The 1752-nt window shown below is 55.0% G+C and carries 1 rRNA gene; it reads right to left on the minus strand.

Annotated features, from left to right (window positions below):
- Positions 1–34: 34 nt before the first annotated feature.
- A 16S ribosomal RNA gene (locus tag ASF72_RS18310) occupies positions 35–1560 on the minus strand.
- Between the last annotated feature and the right edge of the window lie 192 nt (positions 1561–1752).

Consider the following 1752-nt stretch of genomic DNA (forward strand, 5'->3'; position numbering starts at 1 on the left):
ACATGACAGATGAAGGACTGTAGGTGCTCCTTAGAAAGGAGGTGATCCAGCCGCACCTTCCGGTACGGCTACCTTGTTACGACTTAGTCCCAATCGCCAGTCCCACCTTCGACAGCTCCCTCCCACAAGGGGTTAGGCCACCGGCTTCGGGTGTTACCAACTTTCGTGACTTGACGGGCGGTGTGTACAAGGCCCGGGAACGTATTCACCGCAGCGTTGCTGATCTGCGATTACTAGCGACTCCGACTTCATGGGGTCGAGTTGCAGACCCCAATCCGAACTGAGACCGGCTTTTTGGGATTAGCTCCACCTCACAGTATCGCAACCCTTTGTACCGGCCATTGTAGCATGCGTGAAGCCCAAGACATAAGGGGCATGATGATTTGACGTCGTCCCCACCTTCCTCCGAGTTGACCCCGGCAGTCTCCTATGAGTCCCCACCATCACGTGCTGGCAACATAGAACGAGGGTTGCGCTCGTTGCGGGACTTAACCCAACATCTCACGACACGAGCTGACGACAACCATGCACCACCTGTGAACCAACCCCAAAGGGGAAGAACTGTCTCCAGTCCGGTCTGGTCCATGTCAAGCCTTGGTAAGGTTCTTCGCGTTGCATCGAATTAATCCGCATGCTCCGCCGCTTGTGCGGGCCCCCGTCAATTCCTTTGAGTTTTAGCCTTGCGGCCGTACTCCCCAGGCGGGGCACTTAATGCGTTAGCTACGGCGCGGAAAACGTGGAATGTCCCCCACACCTAGTGCCCAACGTTTACGGCATGGACTACCAGGGTATCTAATCCTGTTCGCTCCCCATGCTTTCGCTCCTCAGCGTCAGTTAATGCCCAGAGACCTGCCTTCGCCATCGGTGTTCCTCCTGATATCTGCGCATTTCACCGCTACACCAGGAATTCCAGTCTCCCCTACATCACTCTAGTCTGCCCGTACCCACCGCAGATCCGGAGTTGAGCCCCGGACTTTCACGGCAGACGCGACAAACCGCCTACGAGCTCTTTACGCCCAATAATTCCGGATAACGCTTGCGCCCTACGTATTACCGCGGCTGCTGGCACGTAGTTAGCCGGCGCTTCTTCTGCAGGTACCGTCACTTTCGCTTCTTCCCTACTGAAAGAGGTTTACAACCCGAAGGCCGTCATCCCTCACGCGGCGTCGCTGCATCAGGCTTGCGCCCATTGTGCAATATTCCCCACTGCTGCCTCCCGTAGGAGTCTGGGCCGTGTCTCAGTCCCAGTGTGGCCGGTCACCCTCTCAGGCCGGCTACCCGTCGTCGCCTTGGTAAGCCATTACCTCACCAACAAGCTGATAGGCCGCGAGTCCATCCAAAACCACAAAAAGCTTTCCACCCCCCACCATGCGATGAGGAGTCATATCCGGTATTAGACCCAGTTTCCCAGGCTTATCCCAGAGTCAAGGGCAGGTTACTCACGTGTTACTCACCCGTTCGCCACTAATCACCGGTGCAAGCACCGGGTCATCGTTCGACTTGCATGTGTTAAGCACGCCGCCAGCGTTCATCCTGAGCCAGGATCAAACTCTCCGTTGAAGTAAAAACAAAAACAGACACAACCACCAACCCCGGAAACACGGGACAAAATGGCTGCACAAAATTCGAAACCAGCTGTAAAAACCAGACAACACCACAGGGGCGGCATCACCTGGCCAATTCAACCAATTCAATACAAAAAATTGGTATCAACAAACATGGCACACTATTGAGTTCTCAAACAACAGACAC

The sequence above is a fragment of the Arthrobacter sp. Leaf141 genome (assembly GCF_001424565.1).
Lineage (GTDB): Bacteria > Actinomycetota > Actinomycetes > Actinomycetales > Micrococcaceae > Arthrobacter.